We start from the raw sequence: 17,666 nt of genomic DNA, 5'->3' as shown, positions 1-17,666 counted from the left end.
TGCAAAGGCTCCCGCGCAACGAGGCGCCCTGGGCGAGAGCAGAGCCGACCCCGGGGCGGGTCAGTGGACGATGGCGTCGGCCGGGTCACCCCACAGCAGCCCGGGCCTGCCGAGCAGCCCCTCCAATGCGCCCGCGCGGGTGTGCGCGGCGGCCACGAACGGCAGGCTCCTGGGCAAGGTGCCCAGCGCGGTGGCGGCGCACCGGCACCAACCCCGCCCGGCCCTCCACACGAACCCGTCCGGGGCCACCACCCGGTATAGCCTCGCCCCGGCACCGGTCATCGCTCGGATGCTCGGCTACCACCCTGAACACATCACCGCGCTGGCAGCCGAGGCGGGAAGCCCGTGATCTCACCACAGCCCCGTTGACCACACAGAGTGACTACACGAGGCGGGAAGAGGCGAATACCGACTGCTCGATCACCGGCCTCCACCAGAATCGCTCCCCGTGTTTGTGCGGTAAGGGCTCACAGCTGAGGGCCCTTCCGGCGCTTTGGCGCCGACGACCGCGGTTTCATGGGCTGGTCGGTGGCAGCGGAGGGCTTCGGACGGATCGTCTTCTTCTGGCCCGAGTACGCCACCTGCACCGGCCCGAAGCTCTTGCCCGTCCCCTGTCGTTTCTGTTCCTCGATCGCCTCGTCGAGGCCTTTCGTCACCTGGCCGACGTCGGCGAAGGGAGTGAACCGCAAAGCGTCGGCCTTCGAGGGTGCAAGGAGCTGGTCGATGGCCTTCTCCTTCTCTTTGGCCATGCGAATCCAGCGTTCATCCCTGCTGGTCGGTTCGCTGCTGAGGTCGTTCTTGTAGTGGTTGAGCGGCTCTTCGACGATCCCGGTCGGTTCGGCCCCCAGGTGCTCAAACCCAAGACGGCTCACAGAGGGGTCGTGCGGCTCGCTGTTCGCGGGAGGTTCGGTGCTCATGGTTTCCATCATGGCACCCGAGGCCGTTCAGAACTTCCGCCATGGCAGTTGGCACATAAGGCCACTTATGTACGCCCGGGGTCTTCCTCCGTCTGCTGCCAGGCGGAGCCCAACCACGGGCAAGGGAAAAACGGTGGTTGCCTCCGGAAAAAAGATGCGGGGAAAACCCACGGGCAGGGGAATGAGGGGTGTAGCTTCGCTCTCATGGATACGGAGCACGCCACCGCAACAACGCCTTCGGGGGCACCCCCCGGACAGGACGACCCCGAGAACAGCACCGCCCGCGCCAGGACGGGCAAACCCTCCGCCCGTCCTGCGTCGTCGGAGGCCGCCCGGCGCCTGCTGTCGGTCGCCGAAGAGTTGGAGACCACCGGCGGCCGCGCCGGGGACCACACGAGTGAGGCCGACCTGTCCCGGCTGCTGCGCGGCATCGCCCCGGCCGAGGCTGCCCTGGACCGCGCCGCGCTGATGGCGCTGGGGGCCGCCCGCGGCCGCGGCTGGTCCTGGCCCCGTATCGGCACCGCGCTGGGCATGACCGCGGACGGGGCCCGCGACCGGTTCGACCGCGCCGCTGCCCGCCATCGCGACTACCGCGCCCCGCTGGCCCCCACCCTGGCCGCGCACATCGCCCACGCCGGTGACCTCATCGACGCCATCACCGACCCACCCCGGGGGTTCACCCGGCATGCGGCCGCCCGCCTGCTGGGCGCGGTGCTGCTCGCCGCCACCCTGGAGCGGACGCCGGAGCTGGTGGGCCACTGGCTGACCGACCCGGCCCTGTCCGGGGCGGCCGAGGCCGCCGCCCGCCACCCCAAGGCGGCCAAAGCGCACAAGGCGCTGGTCGACTTCGCCCGGGAGCGGCCCGGCACCCGCGCCGACCAGCTCGACATCATCCGCGAGGCGGTCCGCAGCACACCGTGGGCGCTGGGCTCCGCCGAGTCCGCCAGCGCGGCGGGGGACGGGCGGCTCGCCGTCGCGGCCGGGCCAACCGCACCCCTGGCCGTGGACACCGACCCCGACCAGGACGGCGACGCCCCCGCGCCGCAGAGCACCCGGCTCCTGCTCGAGGCACCGGAGGCTCCGCAGGACCGCGCGCCGCGCGCCGACGCCGCGCAGGCGGGACCGGACGAGGACCCGGGCCCGGCCGCCGACCTGGCGAGCCTGGACATGCTCATCACCGACTACGTCCCCGACGAGGACGGCGACCCCGTCGCACGGGCGCTGGGCGCCCTGTCCGAGACCCTCGGCTGGGCGGCCGCGGACCCGCTCGATGAGGCGATGGAAGAGGTCGCCGCCCTGGACGCCCAGGCGCGCACCCGCGCGCTGGGCCCGGCGGGCGAACGCATCTGGCAGCGCCTGCACCGGCTCTGGTGCGACCAGGGCCCCACCGCGCTCGTGCGCGCCCTGGACGAGGACGCCCCGGCGGTGCCCGCTCCCGGCGGCGCGGAGGCGGCCGTGGCGGCCGCCGGGTGGGCGCCGGAGGCTGCCGCGCACGTGAGCGCCATCGTGAACGCCGTGCGCCCGCTCTGCTACCTGCCCCCGTACCGCAGTGGCCCGGCCCGCGCGCTGGTGGCGGCCGCCGACGCCGCCGACGGCCCGGGGCTGGCCCGCGCGGTCACCGAGCTGCGCGCCTTCCCCGCAAGGCTGCGGGAACCGCTGCTCGGCGGAACGGGGGAACAGGCACTGAAAGCGCTACCCGGCACCGACCCGGCACCCACGGCCGGGCACGGGCCAGACCGCCGCGTCGACGCCGGCGACGGCCTGGTCGCCGCCGTGGCCGCCCTGCGCGACCTGGGCCAGGACCAGCCCGCCGAACTGCCGGACGGAGGCGGGCTCGCCGCACTGGAGGCCCTGCCCCACACCCCACCGGCCACCACGCAGGCACCGGCGCAGGACTCCGGCGCCGGGCCGGTGCCGGAGCCCCCGGCCGCCGCGCCCCGGCGCACCGGCTACGCGCCCGTGCTGGAGCGGGCCGGCCTCGACCGCCAGGCGGCCGACGCCCTGGCCGGGCCGCTCACCGAGTTCGTCGCCGCGGCCTCCCTGGCCGCGCACCGGGAGGCGAGGGACCAGACGCGGCAGGTGATGGAGGCGCTGGAACCCACGCTGCTCTCCCAGCACCCGGCCCGGGTGCGGACCCTGCTGCACCTGCTCCCGCGCCTGGACCTGTACGGCCTGCCCGAGTGGACACCGCTGGTCCTGGCCATCACCGTGCACGCCCCGGCCCTGGAGCGGCCGCCCCTGGCCTCCGAGGTACTGCGCGCGGCCGGCCTGCCCCTCCACCTGAGCGCGGACCTGGACGCGCTGGTGCGCGGCGGGCGCCGGGCGCTCGTGGCCTCCTGGGCGCCCACCGCCCCCGCCTGGGAGCCGGGCCCGGCCCTGGAAAAGCTCACCGCGGCGGTGGAGGGCGGCACCGCCGACCAGCTCGCGGACGCGCTGGACGCCGTGGCCGCGCTGGAGAAGGTCCAGATCCGCGAGGACCTGTCCATGGGCGCCCGCCAGCACGACGACCGGTGGCAGGACCTGGCGCACGGGTGGCGCCGGGAGCGCTCCGCGGCCGGAGCGCAGGAACGTGCCGAGCCCGCCCCCGGGCCGGGCCGGGCCGAGGCCCCCCGCGAGGTCGGCGAGACGGGGGCGGCGGACCAGGGCGCGCTCCCTGACGACGCCGCCGCGCTGGCGGCTATCCCCGGCGGAACCGCCGTGCTCTCCGGCGCCCTGGAACGCGGTGGAGACGTGGCCGGACAGCCCGCCGACACCGCCACCCTGCGCGCCCTGCGCCAGGCCGAACTCATGGACACCCGGGGCCGCATCACCGACCGCGGCCGCGCGGCCCTGTCCGGGCTCTCCCCCGAACAGGCCCCGGGCGGGGCCGAGGACGGGCTCGCCACGCTGGACCAGCCGCCTGGCGGTTCGGCGCCCGACCCCGCAGCGGGCGACGGCTCCGGCACGGCCACCGCAGATGGGCGGTGGCTGGTACGCCGTGACGACAACAACCCGCACTTCCGCTGGGTGTGGATCTGCCAGGAGACCATCACCATCGGCCTGAACTCCCGACCCTGCTCAGTGCGAGGCCCTGCGACCACCGAGGACGAGGCCGACGCTGCCGCCGCAGCACACGCCGCTCAGCAGCACAAAAGCACCAACGGAGCTACCGCGGCTGCGCCTGCCGACCACGCGGAGGACTGGGGCGCGAAGGCCGCCGCCGTCATCCCCGAAAACCCCGCCCTGGCCGCCGCGCTCGCACGCCTGATCGACGCGCTGGGCGGCGGCTCGGGCGTGCAGCGGCTGTCAGGGCTGGCCAAGGACCAGCGCCCCTATCTGGCGCTGTACCGGCTGGTGCGGATCGTGGACTCCGGCAACCGGGCCAGGATCAGCGATGCGCTGGAGGACGTGCTGCGCCTCAAGCCCACCCGCGCCCCGCTCGGCAAGCGCCACCCGGTCGGCGCCGAGGCGCTCCGGGCCCTCATCCACACCTACGACAACCAGTGAGGACACCACCGTGCGCTTCCATGACCCCCACGACGAATCCCGCGGCCCCCACCTGGTGGAAGTGCCCCACCCGGCGGACCCCCACGCCGATGAGTGGTTGGTGGTGCCCTCCGTCCACCTCCAGTGCGTGGGCCGCACCCAAGCCGGGCGCCGGTGCCGCAACCGGGTGATGGACGGCCGCTCCGACCGCATCAACGGCGGCCTGTCCCTGCGCTGGTCCACCACCGGCGTGCTGGGCGTGTACGTGATGGCCGGCAGCACCGACGCCCTGCGGGCCTGGCGTGAACAGCGGTGCGTCAAACACGACGTGCCCGGCGCGGTGGACGCCTGCGCGGTGGAGTGGCGGCCCTACTCGGCCGAGCACGACGCCGCCCACTTCACGCAGCACATCCCGCCGCTGCCGCGCCTTCCCGAACCGGGGCAGGACTGGAGCGAGGTACCCGAGTGGCTCGTGCACCTGTGGCACCAGGGGCTGTTCCAGCGCGAACACCTCGACCTGCCCGCGGGCGCCACCTATAAGCCCGGCCGGGGGTGGACCGCGTGAGCGCACCCCGGGCCGCTCCGCCACCGGAGCCCGACGTCACGGACGCGCAGCGGGCCCTGGTGGCCTCGGTGGCCGAAGCCGCCGAACGCCCGACCCTCCCCCCGGCGGCGAGGGAGCGGTACGCCTGCGCGCAGGCCCTGGTCCTGGACCAGGGGCGGGCCTGGACGCCGGTCCCGCTCGGCGCGGACCTGGAACCGCACCGGGGGGTCCCCGGAGGCTGCTACACGTTCGCCGCCCGGCTCGCCGACGCCGTGCCGGGGCTGGTGTACGTGGAGGGCTACGCCTGCCCCCAGTCGGGGGCGGGCTGGGCGATCCCGCACGCCTGGGTCGGGCGCCTGGCGGACGGGGCGGCGCTGGATCCGACCTGGTCCGCACCGGGGACCGCCTACTACGGGGTCCCGCTCACGGCGCCGTTCCGGCGCTCGGCGCCGCGTGCCCCGGGCACGGCTGCGCTGCTGGTGGAGATGCTCCCCCGGGACGTGCGCCGCCACGGGCTGCCCCCTGGGGCTGTGGCGCGGTAGCGGCCTGCGGCACCGCTGCGGCCCGGAGCCCGTCTGTGGGGTTCCGGGCCGTGGCGTGTGTGCTGTGTCGGCGGGGCAGGGGCCCTCAGTCGACCTCCCAGGGGGGCTGGGCAGCGTGTACACCTCTTCGGGCCCCTGCGCCCGTGCGGGCACTGGCTCCTCAGGCCAGGAGGCGGCGGCCGCGGTCCGGTCCTACCTCGCCGAGCACGAGAACACCCCGCCGTCCATGTGAGGGCCCGGGGCTGAGTACTCGTACTCAATCACCGTCTGCAACGGATCGCTACGGTGTGGACATGGACACCAACCCCGGCTCCACAGGCACATTCGGAGAGATCGCCCTCCTCGCGGGCATCCTCAGTGTGCCCGTGCCCACGATGGCCCTCCTCGTCGCCGGACCGCGGCTGGCCGCGCTCGACTCGGCGGTCTGGACGAGCGGCCTCCTGGCGGGGGCGGCGCTGGGCCTGCCGGCCTGGATCGCCGGCCTGCTGCTGCGGCGCGGGCTCACGTCCCCGCTCATGCTGACCCACGTCGGTACGATCGCGAGCTGGCGGTGCCTCAGGTGTTGGCTCCACCGGGCCGACTGTGTGGCCCTCGCGTCCGCCCTGGTCGCGGTGCTCTCGCTGACGGCCGGGCGGACCCTCACCCTGGCCAGGTGGCTCCTCCCCCTCTGGCCCGTCCGCTGACCGACGCGGACCGGTCCCCGGCCCCGGCCATCGCCCACGACCCGGCCGCCCCGGTGTAAGACCGGGGCGGCCCGCCGCATTGCGCGAGAGGGTGCGGGTCAGACGGACACAACCCGCAGGTCTCGGGTCCGCGCGCTCGACGCCCGCCAGCGGGCGACTCGGGTCACTGCTCTGGCGGCGCGTCCTCGTCGTGGGCGGAGTCGGTGCCGTTGGTGATGTAGACCTGCGGGCCGGGGTCGCCGGGGGCGAATCTGCGGATGATCTCCCAGTCCGTACCCTCGTCCCCGTCCGCCTTGGTCTGCGGTGCCAGCGTCCGCAGCAGCTTTTCCAGTGTCAGGATCGTGCGGTCGGCCCGGGGGCCTCCCACTACCACCACGAACCGGTCGGAGCCGTGGCCGAGGAAGTAGGGGGGAGGGGGGCTGGAGAACAGCGACAGCAGCGCTGAGGCCGACAGGTACTCGTGGGGCGGGTTCTCGGGGTCCTCGATCTCCCCGTGCACGACGGTCAGGTGCCGGAAGCCCTGGGCCCGCTGTTCGATCTCGACCAGCTCGGGGTGCTCGGTGGCCATGCTCCGGGCCTGCTCGATGAGGGGTTGGTCCTGCTCGCGCGGCTCCTGGGGAGGTAGCAGCATCCGCACGATCTTCTCGGCCTTGCCGGTGAGCACCTGCGGGGTGTGGACGAACAGGTCGGTCAGCGCGGTGGCGGTCTCCTTGAGGCTGCGGCCCTGGAGGTGCTCGCTGTAGGCGGTCACCGCGGCCGGGTCCGCCGGGGGCAGGTCCTCGACCGGGCGCCAGCACACGGCCTCGGCCGCGGTGGCGGCCTCGGCGTCGGACAGGTGCAGCCCGGCCAGCAGCCCCCACGCCGAGTGCGCCGCCGCCAGGGCGGACAGGATCGGCGCGGCCGCAGTGGCGTCCCGGGCGAGACGGTAGTCATCGCCCGCCAGCGCCTGCCATGTCGTGTCCAGTTCCACCGCCCACGACAGCTCGGCGGGGGCGGCGCCCAGCAGCACGACGAGGGGGCCGTCCTGCGCCGCCTGGTAGGTGGTCAGAGCCGCCATGTACCAGGCGCGGTAGGCGGCCATGAAGCGCAGGTCGACACTGTCGGGGTTGTCGAGGTCCAGTGCGTCGGGTGTGTCGGGTGTGTCGGGTGTGTCCTCTGCCATCGGTGCATCATCGCAAGCAAATCCCCCGAAAACCACCCCTTGACCTGCGGCGACAGATCTGCATCGTGGCAGGCTCGGGCTGGCAGGGCGAACCGCCCGCGAACGAACGCAGCGGGCAGCCCGTCGGGTTGCGCGAGAGGGTGCGCGCGGTTCAGCCGGGCTGGCCGCGCAGCCCTTCGGCCTCAACCAGCCAACCCAGACAGCTGCTGGCTCTTCCCCGGCCGCCGAACCGGGCAGCCCATCACCCAGCAAACGCTGGCCACCCACATCGGCGGACTCGGCATCCCGGCACAGGCCGCACGGACCACGGCCCTGCCCCAACTCGTCCTCCAGGCACCCGCCCCCGTCATCGCCCGCTTGCGGGACTTCCACGACGTGACCACCACCCGGATCGCCGCAGACGCGGGTGGCCCCTGGAGCCGCTACGCCCCTGGCCGAGACTCTCGGTGAAGATTCAGCAGGGATCCGGCCTCGAATAGGCGCTACTTGAATACGCGAGCCTGCCAGTCAAGGAATCGCTATTTCATCGGGCGCACGTAAGCTGCGACTCTTGCGTCCCGCAGCAGAATTGCGTGCTGTAGCTTCGCCCCCATGACACCGAGTGAACACTCTTGCTATGTGCCCCTGGAGGAACAGCCCGTTCCCACTCCGCCGAAGCCAACCCCCGGACCGCGCACCACGAAGACCACCCCCGTCCCCGAGGGACTTGCCTGCACCCGGTCCCTGCTGGACGCGGCCGAGCGCCTGCACACCACCGACGGCCGCGCCTCCGCCGACCTCGCCGACGCGGACCTGCTCCGCCTGCTGCGCACGGCGCCCACCGCCGAGACCGCACTGGACCGCGCCGTCCTGGCCGTGCTCGGCGCCGCCCGCGAGCGCTCGGTGCCCTGGTGGCGCATCGGAAAGGCGATGGGGGTGAGCGAGGCCGAAGCCCACGACCGCTTCGCGCGCGCTCGCGAGCGCCACCCCGACTACACCGCCCCGATCGCGCCCACCCTGGGAGTGCACCTGGCCCACGCTGGCGACCTCGTCGACGCCATCGCCGACCCGCCCCAGGGGCTCACCCGGCACGCGGCCGCCCGCCTGCTGGGCGCGGTCCTGCTCACCGCCACCTTGGAGCGGGCCCCGGAGCTGGTGGCGCACTGGCTGGCCGACCCCGCCCTGTCCGGGGCCGCGGCTGCCGCCGCACGCCACAAGAACAACGACGCCCGCAGGGCGATCGCCGACTACACCCGGGAACGGCCCGGCACCCGCGCCGACCTGCTCAACATCCTCCGAGAGGCGGTCCGGGCCACGCCCTGGGCCCTGGGCGCCGGAACCGGTGCGGGGGCCGGGGAGGATCACCTCCCCGCACCCCCCGGGGACGGGCCGCTCGCCCTCCCGGCCGTCCCGGCAAACCCTTCTACCCCACTCGCCGACCGGCTGACGCTGATGGCCATGATCCGCCAGGGGGAGGCGCACGACGACGACCCCGCCCACCGGGCGCTGCGCGCCCTGGCCGAGGCCATCGACTCCAACGCCCCGGACCTGCTCGACGACCCCATGCGGGAGGTCGCCGCACTGGAGGCCGACGAGCGCATCCGCCTGCTGGGCCCGGACGGCGCGGACCTGTGGGATCAGGTCCACCAGCACTGGATCGAGTCGGCGACCACGGCAGCACCCCTGGCCGACGAGGAGGCACGCTGGCGTGCCTGAGATTCCCGAACCCCTCACGGCCCCGCTGGAGCTGAATGTCCGCCCGGGCTACCTGCCCGCCGACCTCACCCGGAGCCTGGACCCGTGGCGTCCAGGCCCAGCGCGCGCGCAGTCGGGCAGGGGTAGGTGACCTCGCAGGTCAGGCACCGCCGTTCGGTGATGTGGGCGTTGCCGTACAGGTAGGAGGCGTGCAGGGCGCACTCGGCCTGGAACAGGACCTCTTCGGCCTCGGCCAGGGCCTCCATGGCAGCGTCGGTGCGCGGCGCCTGGGCCAAGAGCTGGCGCTGCACGTGGTCCTCAGCACACACCCCGGGGTGGGTGTAGGTGGCGGCGTCGCACTCGTCCAGGCCAAACACGTCTAGGGCGTTGGCGTAGCGCAAAGCCGTCCACAGCGCCTCAGCCGGAACAAGCCAGGTGTCGGCGTCGGGGTCCTGGCCGTGCAGGGCGTCCGCCAGCTCTTGCAGAGCGGCAGGGAGGGGCAGCGGGGTGGGTGCGGTGCGAGCGAGGGTGCCCAACAGGGCGGTGAGATGGCGCCGGTCAACGCCGACGGTCTCGCGGAACACGCGGGGTAACTCCTTCTGGTCAGGGCGTGGCCGGTGGCGCCCCAGACGGACAGGTCGCGAAGCAGACGCGCGTGGTCGGCGATGGCGCGCACCACCGGTTCGCCGGCGTCCCCACGCAGGGACGCGGTGAGCGCCTAAGCCTCGACACCGTCGACGCCTCCGTCGGCGACCCACCCGTCACCCGGTGCGGCCAGGTGTGGGGTGGTGGTTCCCATGGGCTCCGCGTTGCACCCGGCAGGTCTAGCCGTCGGCGCGGATGGCGACCGCCACCACGTGCTGGTCGTAGACCAGCACGGTCATCTGGTAGCCGACACTGCGCACCAGGCGCACGAACGGGTCGTCGGGGTGGGCCGGGTGGCGCTCCGTCAGAGAGTCGACAGCAGCGGCTTCGGCCAGGTCGAGCAGAGTCTCTCCGGCGCGGATGCGCACCCGGGAGGGGAGCGCGTGCATCTGCTCGCGGAAGGGGTCGGTCAGGGTCAGCAGCCGCTTCACGCGGCCTGACCCGGCGCCTCGGAGCGCGCGTCGTCGAGCAGGACCGCGAACAGCTGCTCGCGCATCTGCTCCCGGGTACCGACGGGGATCGTGCACCCTTCAGGCGGCAGGCCCGCGTGGGCCCGCGCCAGGGGTCCCGAGATGACGTCGGCGTCCTCCGCGATCGGCTTGTCCACCGGTGCCTCCTCCAGCTTCAGGACAGAGCCCCAGTCTACGTCTTCGGTACCGCCTTCGCCGAGCCTCTTGCTAAGCTCACCTCCAGGCCGAGCGCATCGGCCCAAGCCGGCTTCGGCGCCCATGACGCGGAGCACCACGGCGAAGGTGCCCGGGGACCCCGGCTCAGCCGCACCGTGCGCACCGGCCGCCCTGCCGCGGCCGCATTCGTCACCGCTGCCCGACCGCATGCTGCTGTCCGCGCCGCGGGTCATGGGACCGCCGCGCCGGAGGACCGCCATGCCGAAGCACCACCGGGCCCGCAAACAGCAGGCTCGCCGCGAACAGCGCCGCACCGGGGCTGCCTACACCAGCGCCCTGGCGGGCACCACGCACACCCACCCCGCCCCCGAGATGGCCATGCTCGCCGAGCTGGCCTACGTCCAGGGCCACCCACTCGACCTGGAGCGGGCCGCCGCGCTGGTGGGTGCCTGCCGGGCCGGATGCCGCCCGTGCCAGGACTCCCTGATCCCGCTGGTGGCCGCGCACCCGGCGACGGTCGCGGCCCTGACCGGCGCAGCGCTGGGCGCCCTTCCCCCCGGCCTGTCCCTGCTCCTGGGTTCGCGGAGCACCCGCTCGTGGATACCCCTACTGCACCAGGCGCCGCCTGACGGTCGCGCCGACGCGCCCGTCACCGCGCTCCAGACGATGTCACCCGAACAGGTGCGCGAGATCCTGGAGGACGGCCTCGATCTGTGGGCCGCCGGTGGGGCCCCCGCTCCCGTGTTCGAGACCCTCACCGTGGACCACCCCATCGAGGTCGACCCGGCCTACGACGCGTTCGTCACCTACATCGCCGACGAGAACGGCCCTGTCCTGCCGATGCTGCCGCTGATCCCGGAGGGGGTTGGGGCGTCCTTGGAGGACCTGCGCACCCGGTGCGGCCTACCCGCCTGGGACATGAGCGGTCTGCCCCCGGCCGCGGCCGAGTGGGTCGCGCGCTTCGACATCTCCTCCCGTTCTCTGGTCGAGATCGTCCGCGTCGACGACGAGGGCTTCGACGACGTGGTGTTGTGCCGTCCGGCCGAGCAGGCTGCCCTGCCTCAGGAGTGGTGGGAGCTGCTCGACCGCACCAGCACGGTCGTCCTGTGCGGTGCCGTCACCGACCTCGACCACCTGGACACCGCCGCCCAGGACGGGCGGATCGTTGGAGTCCGGGCCCGGGCCCGTTTCTGGTAGGGGGAGGCGACCATGGCCCACATCAAGATCCGCCTGCGCGGCCAAGAGGAGGACGTCGCGGCGTTCATCGCGGCGATCCGCCGCGGTGAGCCCGTCGACCTCACCCCTGACCCCCCGGCCCAGCGAACGGGGTTCGTCGACGTCTACGCCGTGGCCACCGTCCCCGAGAAAACCCGCCCTCCACGCGAGGTGGAGGGCGGGCCGGGCCTAGAAGAACCGGGCCACGGCTGAGGTTTCGCAGCCGTCTCAGCGCGCGGCGTCGCCGTACACGGCGGTCACGAACAGGGCCACGGCGGCCGAAGCACGGGCCTCCTGCTCCCGCCACAGCGCGCTGCCTTCCTGTCCGGTCTCCTCGTGGTCGAGGAGGCGCTGCAGCACCAGGTCGTCCAGCTGACGGATGTCCAGGTGCGCCGTGACCTGCTCGGGGGTGCTCGCTGCCCCGGCGCAGCCGGCTTCGGCGTCAGCCAGGGCCTCGACCACCACGGCGACGTTCAGCTCGGTCGGATCCCCGACGACGGATTCGTTGGAGGGGATCTGGCCAGCTGCGAACGCGCGGTCCCAGACGCCGCGGACCCTCCGTTCGATCTCTAAGAGGCGCGACGGGTCGGTCCTGGTCTCGTGAGTGTCGGTCATGGGGTCGTGGGCCCTTTCTGTGTGGGTCAGGAAATCCAGTGCTGGCTCGCCCAAGAGGACTTGCCCGGAGAGAAAGCCGGCCATGGGGAAGGCCCCACAAATCACGGTGGCACCCGAGGAGAAGAACCCGACTCTCAGCCGCCTCGCAGGCCGTTACAACTTCCCGGTCAGGGCCCGTGCGACGATCTGTCCGACCTCGGCGGCCACCTCCAGGTTGGGCGGGGGAGCAATCACGGTGGCCACGACGCCAGCGCCGCCGGACACATCGGGGAACAGGACCCACTCCCAACCAGGTCCCCAGTCCTCGCGCTCCAGCCGCACCACCAGGGGCGCGGTTCCGGTCGTCCCCCAGGCGGGGGTCTGCTCCTGGCGGGCGAGAACGATGTAGGCGCAGTCCGGGCTGCGCCCGACCACGTCTTCGACCACGAGGTCGGCCAGGACCTGGCCGACCTCGTGAGCGGTAGCGCGGGCGGCCGCTTCTACCAGGGCCACCGGGTCGACCTCCACGGGCTTCTGGTGTCGGTAGGCCCGGGTCATGGCATCCACCACGTGTGAGGCCAGGTCCAGTTCGCATGGGTCCACGCCGTGACGGGCACCGGCAGCCCACAGGTCGTCGAGTAGGGCGGCCGCGGCTGTCAGCGCCGACGCGGTCGGCACGGTCTTCAGAGCGCTGCGGGTGGTGGCCCGCAGAATCGCTTCGACAGCGGGGGAGGTCGATGGTGCAGTGGGCACGGGGGCTCCTCATAAGGGGTAGTGGTTCCCAGGGTGCCGTGGGAAGTTCCTCTTCGGAGCGAAACGCCTTCAGCGAGGTGCCACGGAAGGCGGCCACGGGCACCAGAGGACCGTCGCGGCATGGTCCACCAGCTCTGAACCGCCCCAGGCGCGCGAAAGGCGGCCCACCAACCGTCCGGATGGCTGCCGCCCCCACTTCACCGAGGCTAGTGCCCCGTGCAATACCGATGGTATGGCACGAGCTGTAGATCAGCAATCATGTGGGAGGGCGCCCAGCCGGGTCGATGCGGCGGAGCAGGAGAAACAGCGGACATAGACGCAGGTACGCCGGTGGTCTGCTGTTTGCGAAGACGCGACGCCTGTAAAATATAGCCATGTCGCTGGAACGAGATCCTTCTAATAACGTCCCCTTGGAATCGGTCACCGATATCCATTTGGGGCGAAAATACATCAGTTGCAAGCAGTGCGCTGGTTATCATCTGCTCCAAGACCAGCTGGAGCACAGGTTCGCGATCAGTCGCCTGTGGCCCGGTTCGAGCCTGGTCCGTCGAATGTGGGACTTGCGGGAAGCTCTCATCCCCGTACCATTCTTTGTCCAACACCTCCTGTGTGGGGTGGAATGGATGCGGCGAAACGGCGGCTGATCCAGAGATCGTGCCGTCGACAACGGTATTCACCTGCAGGGCTGGCACTGCACCCTCGGCCGGCGGCTCTCTCAGGAGCGGTGCTCGTAGCGTCAGTGCAACGCCGCCATAGCTCGGCCTGCTCTCGCAGCGCGGGTCGGGTGATCGACGTGAGCCGACCACCCGACCGAAGCGGTTACCCCTCGCCCTCTGCCGTCTCGGTGAACTCGGGCATCCGCGTCATGCGGGAAGGCCACGTACCGTGCCTGGCGACGCTCAGCACGAGCTTGAAGATCTTCACGCGGTCGGTGTCCGCGATCCGGGCGCGTCGCCCGTCGGGGCGGCTGAAGTCCCACACGATGTAGGGGATTGCGCGCCTACGGGCGGTCACGGGCCGACCTTCGTTGTCGTAGGCGGTGAACTCGGTGACGCCCTCCAGGGCTTCCGTCAGGTCCCTGATCTGGGCTTCGTGCGCGGTCAGCGGCATGAGAATTCCTCTCGATGGTGGGTCAGGGCCGTGGTTCTGGCCATCTTGGTGTTCTCCCGAGTTCGGGTGCGCTGTTCCCGACTCGGATCTGCAAGTCGATCGCTTGGCGGGGTGGGGTCAGCCCTTGGCCACCCGGGTCATCGGGACATCCGGGAGGCCAGCGGCAGAGCCTCACGGCCCAGGTCCGTGATCCTCCTCAGTTCGTCCTGCTTGGTGACCCCGGCCTTGGCCAAGCGGTTGAGCGCGGTCATGGAGAGTTGGTCCCGCGGGATGATGCCGTCGTGGTGGTCCACGGCCACGTTGCACACCCCCAGCGCCGACCCGATGTCGAGAATCACGCGGGCCGCCTTGCGCGCCTCGTCAGAGGGCGCCCGCAGGGCCAGCGCCAGGCGGGTGCGCACCTTGGCGGGGTCGGCGCCCAGATCCAGGAGCTGCAGGGCCTCGGCGGCGGTGTGGCGGGCGTGCTCCTCGGCCAGGGCACCGGCCTCCTTCCGCGCCGTGGCCTCCTGTAGCTGCCGCTCCCGGTCGGCGATCTGGCCCTGGAGCTCGCCCAGGGAGCGGTTGAGCCCGGCGATCTCGGCACCGTAGCCCTCGCGCAGCCCCTCCAACGCCGCGGCCTGGGCGCTCTGGAGCTCGTCCAGGCGCACGGCGTAGTCGGTGCTCAGCCGCTCCACCTGCTCGGCGAGCCGGGTGCGCTCGGCGGCCCACTCCTGCTGCTCGCGTTCGGACTCGGCGCGGAGCCGGTCGCGTTCCTCGACCGCCGCCCGGTGCTGGGCCTCGGCGCGCTCGGCCCGGGCCGTGGCCGCGCTGGCCTTGCCGGAGGTCTCACCGAGCTCGGCGCGCAGGCGCGCGTTCTCCTCCTCCAGCTGCTGGACCGCGCCGCGGGCCACCGCGGCGGTCTGTCGGTCGGCGGCGGCCTGGTCCAGGGCCTTGCGGGCTTCGCGCTCGGTCCGGCCGGCGCGTTCGTCGGCGTCGGCGGCCTTGCGCTCGGCTGCGGCCTGGGACCGGCGGGCCGTCTCGGCGGCGGCCTGGGCGGTCCGGGCCTGGCCGTGGGCCTCCAGGGCCTGGGCTTCGGCGTGCTCGGCCCGTTCTTGGGCCTCGGTGTACTGCTCGGTGAGGTAGGTGTGCGTGCTGGCCACGGCGGCGCGCAGGGCCTCCAGCGGGTCTGCGGCCGCGGACAGGGTGGCGCTGAGCTGGGCGGCGAAGGGAGCGTCGGCCGGACCCCGGCCGAACACGGCGGTCAGCTTCTTCTCGGCGTCGCCCAGCTCGCGGCAGCTGAGGGTCTTGCCGTCGTAGTCCCAGCGCCGGTCGGGGCAGTACTCGTAGCGCGCGCCCCGGCCGGTCTGGGCGGGGAGGGGGCGGCGGCAACGGGAGAGGCCGCACAGGTCCCCGGAGACGGCCGGGGCTGTGGTGGCGGGTTCGGTGTCCATCCCCCTACTCTAGCAATGTTTCCAATTAGAAGTAGACGGCTTCTGATTTCAATTTGAACTAGACTAGAAGGGCCTACTTGCGATAAGGTCCATTATCGTAAGTAGGCGAACCGGCCCCGGAGACCCGGGCCCCTCCCCGAAGGAGACCCCCGTGAGCGTGGTCCGCGTCGAGCTGATCGTCGAGCACGACACAGCCGTGACCCACACCGAGATCACCGAGATCGACCGCGCCGAGTGGGACGAGATGACCCCCACCGAGCGCGAGAAGTGGTGCATCGAGCAGGCCGAGGAGGCGCGCGCCAACCTGTGCGGCAGCGGCTTCGAGGTCCTCGACGGCGTCGACATCGACGCCTGACCCGCGCCGGGGCAGACTGGACCCCGGACCCCACCTTCATGAGGAGCTGCGACCATGCCCCCGACCCGCCCCGTTCCGCTCTGGCTGCGGTTCTGGCCCCAGGCCGTGCTCACCTTCGGTCTCGGCCTGATGTTCGGCTCGGCCTTCACCGGGCTGTGGTGGCCCGGCCTGGTCATCACCCTGGTCGGCGCGGCCCTGATCGCGGCCTACTTCCGCGCAAGCGAGCGGCCCGCGCCGTCCACGCAGACCGAGGAGCGCGGGCCGCGCCCCTGAAACAATGACCGGGAGCGGCCCGCCGGGCCTTGCCAGGGCGTACCGATGCGCCTGCCCCAGATTCGCAGCACCCTGCTGACGACCTGCTCAACCAGAACTGCTGTTCCTGGAAGGACCCATGATGTATTCCCTGACCTCCCTAGGGATCGGCCTGGTGGTGTGCGCGCTGGCGGTTGCTGACTGGCGTAGGCCCGGCGTACTCCTGCCAGGAGAAAGGGATGGCCGGTTCAACGCGGCCATCTTCGCCGTCGGTGTGTGCAGCGTCGCCACCAGCGCCGGGTTGGCCTTCGCAGGCAGGGCCCAGATCGCGCTCTTCGCCCTCGCGACCGTCTGTCTGTTCACAGCCCTCGGAATCATGTTCTGGGTGACGTTGTCTGTCCTGCGACGCACAAGGAACTGACCCCGAAGTCGAAGGGGGCATCCCGCCGGCGTCCAGCCCGAAGTGGGCCGTGACGTGCGAGGGGTGCCGAGAGAAAGGAGAGGAGTGATGATGAGCGAGTTCGCCGACCGCCAACGGGCCGACAGCATCAGCACCGAGAAGGAACTACACAGGTCCCTCGACGGTCTACCCATGCGCGACGATCAGTGGGCGACAGTGCGCGTCGGGCCGCAGCTCTACATCAACGGGTCCTCGCCAGCGGACGTTTTCGAGGCGGCTGCCACGTGGGCTCGGGCAAACCCCGAGTTCACCATTCGTGGCGTCCTCTGGGCGGAAGAGTTGGGCAGCCTCCCCCAGCACGGGATGCACCTGCTAATCGACCCGCTCGACCCTTCACACTCACGGTGAGGCAGGTGCGCCATCGCACCTGCCCACTCGACCCGTACACCGCCCTTTCAGGAGCAGCTGTGCAAGATGACCCGCGCCTCACCCACGCGCGCCTGCGCGCAGTGCTGACCAACGCCCACCCCCGACGCGCACACCGCACTCACCTCGAAACTCGCGAGGGGGAGACCCATCCCGCCTGGGTCTTCGACGAGCGCGCCCTGCTCACCGCAGAGGTCAACGCCGAACGGACCCGCCGCGGGCTGAGCACGATCACCCCTGAGCAGGTGCAGGACGTGGAGGCAACCGCGGTCGGGCACATCGACTACGCCAGCAAGCTCACCTGGCACCTGGCCGAACTCGCCTGCGGCCTGGACGAACACCACCCCACCCATGCCTGAGGAGACCGGCGCCCATGGACAAGCCAGCTGAGACAGCTGCCCCTGCCCTAGCCACCCTGACCTACGGGCCGCACACCACCAGGGCCATCGCCGACCGGCTCACCCCGCAGACGATCCAGTGGTTTAGCGAAAGCAGTTGCCCGCTCATGGCCTGGGCGCTGGTCCACCAGGCCTCCCTCCGCGGGCGCACCCTGCGCCCGGCCATCGTCGGCGACGCCAGCGCCTGGGGGGACTGGTGGCACATGGGCGCTCTGACCGAGGACGAGCAGTTGTTCGTCGACGCCAGCGGAGCTCATGATGTCGACGTGGTGTGCGCCTGGTGGCGCGACAACCACAAGATTCGCCGCCATCGCCAGAACGACACCGCGGTCAGCATCGTGACTGACCTCTTCTACACCTTCCTCGACCACGACCCCCGCGACGTGGCCCCCTCCACCCGCCGCACCACCCTGGCCCTGGCCGATCAGGTCCTGGCCACCAACGGACTGTGCCTGTGACCGGGGATCGCCACGAG

The 17,666-nt window shown here is 72.3% G+C and carries 23 protein-coding genes; 13 read left to right on the top strand and 10 right to left on the bottom strand.

Annotation, left to right across the window (positions count from 1 at the left end):
* Window positions 1-85: 85 nt before the first annotated feature.
* Together ABZ234_RS08340 and ABZ234_RS08335 are read right to left on the bottom strand one after the other, a co-directional pair.
* Complete coding sequence (locus ABZ234_RS08340) at window positions 86-355, bottom strand: hypothetical protein (protein ID WP_355011624.1); 270 nt, start codon at window positions 353-355, stop codon at window positions 86-88.
* 112 nt (window positions 356-467) lie between these two features.
* Entirely contained in the window at window positions 468-917 is a 450-nt protein-coding gene (locus ABZ234_RS08335) for a hypothetical protein (protein WP_355011549.1), read from the bottom strand.
* Between the two features lie 204 nt (window positions 918-1,121).
* Here ABZ234_RS08335 and ABZ234_RS08330 point away from each other — a divergent pair, with 204 nt between their 5' ends.
* The 4 genes from ABZ234_RS08330 (at window position 1,122) to ABZ234_RS08315 (ending at window position 6,151) form a co-directional block, all read left to right on the top strand.
* A complete protein-coding gene (locus tag ABZ234_RS08330; protein WP_355011548.1) occupies window positions 1,122-4,403 on the top strand; it encodes a hypothetical protein in 3,282 nt (1,093 codons plus the stop codon).
* 10 nt (window positions 4,404-4,413) lie between these two features.
* A complete protein-coding gene (locus tag ABZ234_RS08325) occupies window positions 4,414-4,947 on the top strand; it encodes a hypothetical protein (protein WP_355011547.1) in 534 nt (177 codons plus the stop codon).
* A complete protein-coding gene (locus ABZ234_RS08320) occupies window positions 4,944-5,468 on the top strand; it encodes a hypothetical protein (protein WP_355011546.1) in 525 nt (174 codons plus the stop codon). The genes ABZ234_RS08325 and ABZ234_RS08320 overlap by 4 nt, the downstream gene beginning before the upstream one ends.
* A gap of 293 nt (window positions 5,469-5,761) precedes the next feature.
* Window positions 5,762-6,151 (top strand): hypothetical protein, encoded by a 390-nt coding sequence (locus tag ABZ234_RS08315; protein ID WP_355011545.1) that lies wholly within the window; start codon window positions 5,762-5,764, stop codon window positions 6,149-6,151.
* Window positions 6,152-6,314: 163 nt separating this feature from the next.
* On the opposite strand, the gene ABZ234_RS08310 is transcribed toward ABZ234_RS08315, so the two are convergent.
* Entirely contained in the window at window positions 6,315-7,313 is a 999-nt protein-coding gene (locus tag ABZ234_RS08310) for a hypothetical protein (protein WP_355011544.1), read from the bottom strand.
* 591 nt (window positions 7,314-7,904) lie between these two features.
* Here ABZ234_RS08310 and ABZ234_RS08305 point away from each other — a divergent pair.
* On the top strand, window positions 7,905-9,008 hold the full coding sequence (locus ABZ234_RS08305; RefSeq protein WP_355011543.1) for a hypothetical protein: 1,104 nt from the start codon (window positions 7,905-7,907) through the stop codon (window positions 9,006-9,008).
* Window positions 9,009-9,073: 65 nt separating this feature from the next.
* On the opposite strand, the gene ABZ234_RS08300 is transcribed toward ABZ234_RS08305, so the two are convergent.
* The 3 genes from ABZ234_RS08300 to ABZ234_RS08290 form a co-directional block, all read right to left on the bottom strand.
* Window positions 9,074-9,571 (bottom strand): hypothetical protein, encoded by a 498-nt coding sequence (locus tag ABZ234_RS08300; RefSeq protein ID WP_355011542.1) that lies wholly within the window; start codon window positions 9,569-9,571, stop codon window positions 9,074-9,076.
* 240 nt (window positions 9,572-9,811) lie between these two features.
* Window positions 9,812-10,063 carry a hypothetical protein gene (locus ABZ234_RS08295; RefSeq protein WP_355011541.1) on the bottom strand — a complete coding sequence of 84 codons (252 nt, stop codon included), beginning with the start codon at window positions 10,061-10,063 and terminating at the stop codon, window positions 9,812-9,814.
* On the bottom strand, window positions 10,060-10,239 hold the full coding sequence (locus ABZ234_RS08290) for a hypothetical protein (protein WP_355011540.1): 180 nt from the start codon (window positions 10,237-10,239) through the stop codon (window positions 10,060-10,062). Before ABZ234_RS08290 ends, ABZ234_RS08295 begins: the two co-directional genes overlap by 4 nt.
* Before the next feature lie 277 nt (window positions 10,240-10,516).
* On the opposite strand from ABZ234_RS08290, the gene ABZ234_RS08285 reads away from it, so the two are divergent.
* Together ABZ234_RS08285 and ABZ234_RS08280 are read left to right on the top strand one after the other, a co-directional pair.
* A complete protein-coding gene (locus ABZ234_RS08285) occupies window positions 10,517-11,455 on the top strand; it encodes a hypothetical protein (RefSeq protein ID WP_355011539.1) in 939 nt (312 codons plus the stop codon).
* A 12-nt stretch (window positions 11,456-11,467) separates the two neighbouring features.
* Window positions 11,468-11,686 carry a hypothetical protein gene (locus ABZ234_RS08280; RefSeq protein ID WP_355011538.1) on the top strand — a complete coding sequence of 73 codons (219 nt, stop codon included), beginning with the start codon at window positions 11,468-11,470 and terminating at the stop codon, window positions 11,684-11,686.
* Between the two features lie 15 nt (window positions 11,687-11,701).
* Here ABZ234_RS08280 and ABZ234_RS08275 read toward each other — a convergent pair whose 3' ends face one another.
* The 4 genes from ABZ234_RS08275 to ABZ234_RS08260 all read right to left on the bottom strand — a co-directional run bounded on the left by ABZ234_RS08275 (window position 11,702) and on the right by ABZ234_RS08260 (window position 15,360).
* Entirely contained in the window at window positions 11,702-12,088 is a 387-nt protein-coding gene (locus tag ABZ234_RS08275) for a hypothetical protein (protein WP_355011537.1), read from the bottom strand.
* A 153-nt stretch (window positions 12,089-12,241) separates the two neighbouring features.
* Entirely contained in the window at window positions 12,242-12,820 is a 579-nt protein-coding gene (locus ABZ234_RS08270; RefSeq protein ID WP_355011536.1) for a hypothetical protein, read from the bottom strand.
* Between the two features lie 819 nt (window positions 12,821-13,639).
* Window positions 13,640-13,930 carry a hypothetical protein gene (locus tag ABZ234_RS08265; protein ID WP_355011535.1) on the bottom strand — a complete coding sequence of 97 codons (291 nt, stop codon included), beginning with the start codon at window positions 13,928-13,930 and terminating at the stop codon, window positions 13,640-13,642.
* Between the two features lie 137 nt (window positions 13,931-14,067).
* A complete protein-coding gene (locus ABZ234_RS08260) occupies window positions 14,068-15,360 on the bottom strand; it encodes a hypothetical protein (RefSeq protein ID WP_355011534.1) in 1,293 nt (430 codons plus the stop codon).
* Between the two features lie 151 nt (window positions 15,361-15,511).
* On the opposite strand from ABZ234_RS08260, the gene ABZ234_RS08255 reads away from it, so the two are divergent.
* The 6 genes from ABZ234_RS08255 to ABZ234_RS08230 all read left to right on the top strand — a co-directional run bounded on the left by ABZ234_RS08255 (window position 15,512) and on the right by ABZ234_RS08230 (window position 17,649).
* Window positions 15,512-15,715, top strand: a complete 204-nt coding sequence (locus tag ABZ234_RS08255; protein WP_355011533.1) for a hypothetical protein — start codon at window positions 15,512-15,514, stop codon at window positions 15,713-15,715.
* Between the two features lie 54 nt (window positions 15,716-15,769).
* The gene (locus ABZ234_RS08250) at window positions 15,770-15,988 is read left to right on the top strand and encodes a hypothetical protein (protein ID WP_355011532.1); all 219 of its coding nucleotides are present in this window, start codon (window positions 15,770-15,772) and stop codon (window positions 15,986-15,988) included.
* 121 nt (window positions 15,989-16,109) lie between these two features.
* Window positions 16,110-16,388, top strand: a complete 279-nt coding sequence (locus tag ABZ234_RS08245; RefSeq protein ID WP_355011531.1) for a hypothetical protein — start codon at window positions 16,110-16,112, stop codon at window positions 16,386-16,388.
* A 90-nt stretch (window positions 16,389-16,478) separates the two neighbouring features.
* Entirely contained in the window at window positions 16,479-16,775 is a 297-nt protein-coding gene (locus tag ABZ234_RS08240; protein WP_355011530.1) for a hypothetical protein, read from the top strand.
* A gap of 59 nt (window positions 16,776-16,834) precedes the next feature.
* Window positions 16,835-17,152, top strand: coding sequence for a hypothetical protein (locus tag ABZ234_RS08235; RefSeq protein WP_355011529.1), 318 nt, complete (start codon window positions 16,835-16,837; stop codon window positions 17,150-17,152).
* Between the two features lie 14 nt (window positions 17,153-17,166).
* Window positions 17,167-17,649, top strand: coding sequence for a hypothetical protein (locus tag ABZ234_RS08230; protein ID WP_355011528.1), 483 nt, complete (start codon window positions 17,167-17,169; stop codon window positions 17,647-17,649).
* The last annotated feature ends 17 nt before the right edge of the window (window positions 17,650-17,666 follow it).

The sequence above is a fragment of the Nocardiopsis sp. NPDC006198 genome (genome assembly GCF_040613895.1).
In the GTDB taxonomy this organism is placed as follows: Bacteria; Actinomycetota; Actinomycetes; order Streptosporangiales; family Streptosporangiaceae; genus Nocardiopsis; species Nocardiopsis tropica.
This window is presented reverse-complemented; position numbering and strand designations above follow the sequence as displayed.

Bases quoted from the DNA above. Each gene is read 5' to 3' on its own strand.
- ABZ234_RS08335 (WP_355011549.1), bottom strand. From the start codon at position 917: ATGAGCACCGAACCTCCCGCGAACAGCGAGCCGCACGACCCCTCTGTG.
- ABZ234_RS08330 (WP_355011548.1), top strand. From the start codon at position 1,122: ATGGATACGGAGCACGCCACCGCAACAACGCCTTCGGGGGCACCCCCC.
- ABZ234_RS08315 (WP_355011545.1), top strand. From the start codon at position 5,762: ATGGACACCAACCCCGGCTCCACAGGCACATTCGGAGAGATCGCCCTC.
- ABZ234_RS08310 (WP_355011544.1), bottom strand. From the start codon at position 7,313: ATGGCAGAGGACACACCCGACACACCCGACACACCCGACGCACTGGAC.
- ABZ234_RS08305 (WP_355011543.1), top strand. From the start codon at position 7,905: ATGACACCGAGTGAACACTCTTGCTATGTGCCCCTGGAGGAACAGCCC.
- ABZ234_RS08285 (WP_355011539.1), top strand. From the start codon at position 10,517: ATGCCGAAGCACCACCGGGCCCGCAAACAGCAGGCTCGCCGCGAACAG.
- ABZ234_RS08280 (WP_355011538.1), top strand. From the start codon at position 11,468: ATGGCCCACATCAAGATCCGCCTGCGCGGCCAAGAGGAGGACGTCGCG.
- ABZ234_RS08275 (WP_355011537.1), bottom strand. From the start codon at position 12,088: ATGACCGACACTCACGAGACCAGGACCGACCCGTCGCGCCTCTTAGAG.
- ABZ234_RS08265 (WP_355011535.1), bottom strand. From the start codon at position 13,930: ATGCCGCTGACCGCGCACGAAGCCCAGATCAGGGACCTGACGGAAGCC.
- ABZ234_RS08260 (WP_355011534.1), bottom strand. From the start codon at position 15,360: ATGGACACCGAACCCGCCACCACAGCCCCGGCCGTCTCCGGGGACCTG.
- ABZ234_RS08250 (WP_355011532.1), top strand. From the start codon at position 15,770: ATGCCCCCGACCCGCCCCGTTCCGCTCTGGCTGCGGTTCTGGCCCCAG.
- ABZ234_RS08245 (WP_355011531.1), top strand. From the start codon at position 16,110: ATGTATTCCCTGACCTCCCTAGGGATCGGCCTGGTGGTGTGCGCGCTG.
- ABZ234_RS08240 (WP_355011530.1), top strand. From the start codon at position 16,479: ATGAGCGAGTTCGCCGACCGCCAACGGGCCGACAGCATCAGCACCGAG.
- ABZ234_RS08230 (WP_355011528.1), top strand. From the start codon at position 17,167: ATGGACAAGCCAGCTGAGACAGCTGCCCCTGCCCTAGCCACCCTGACC.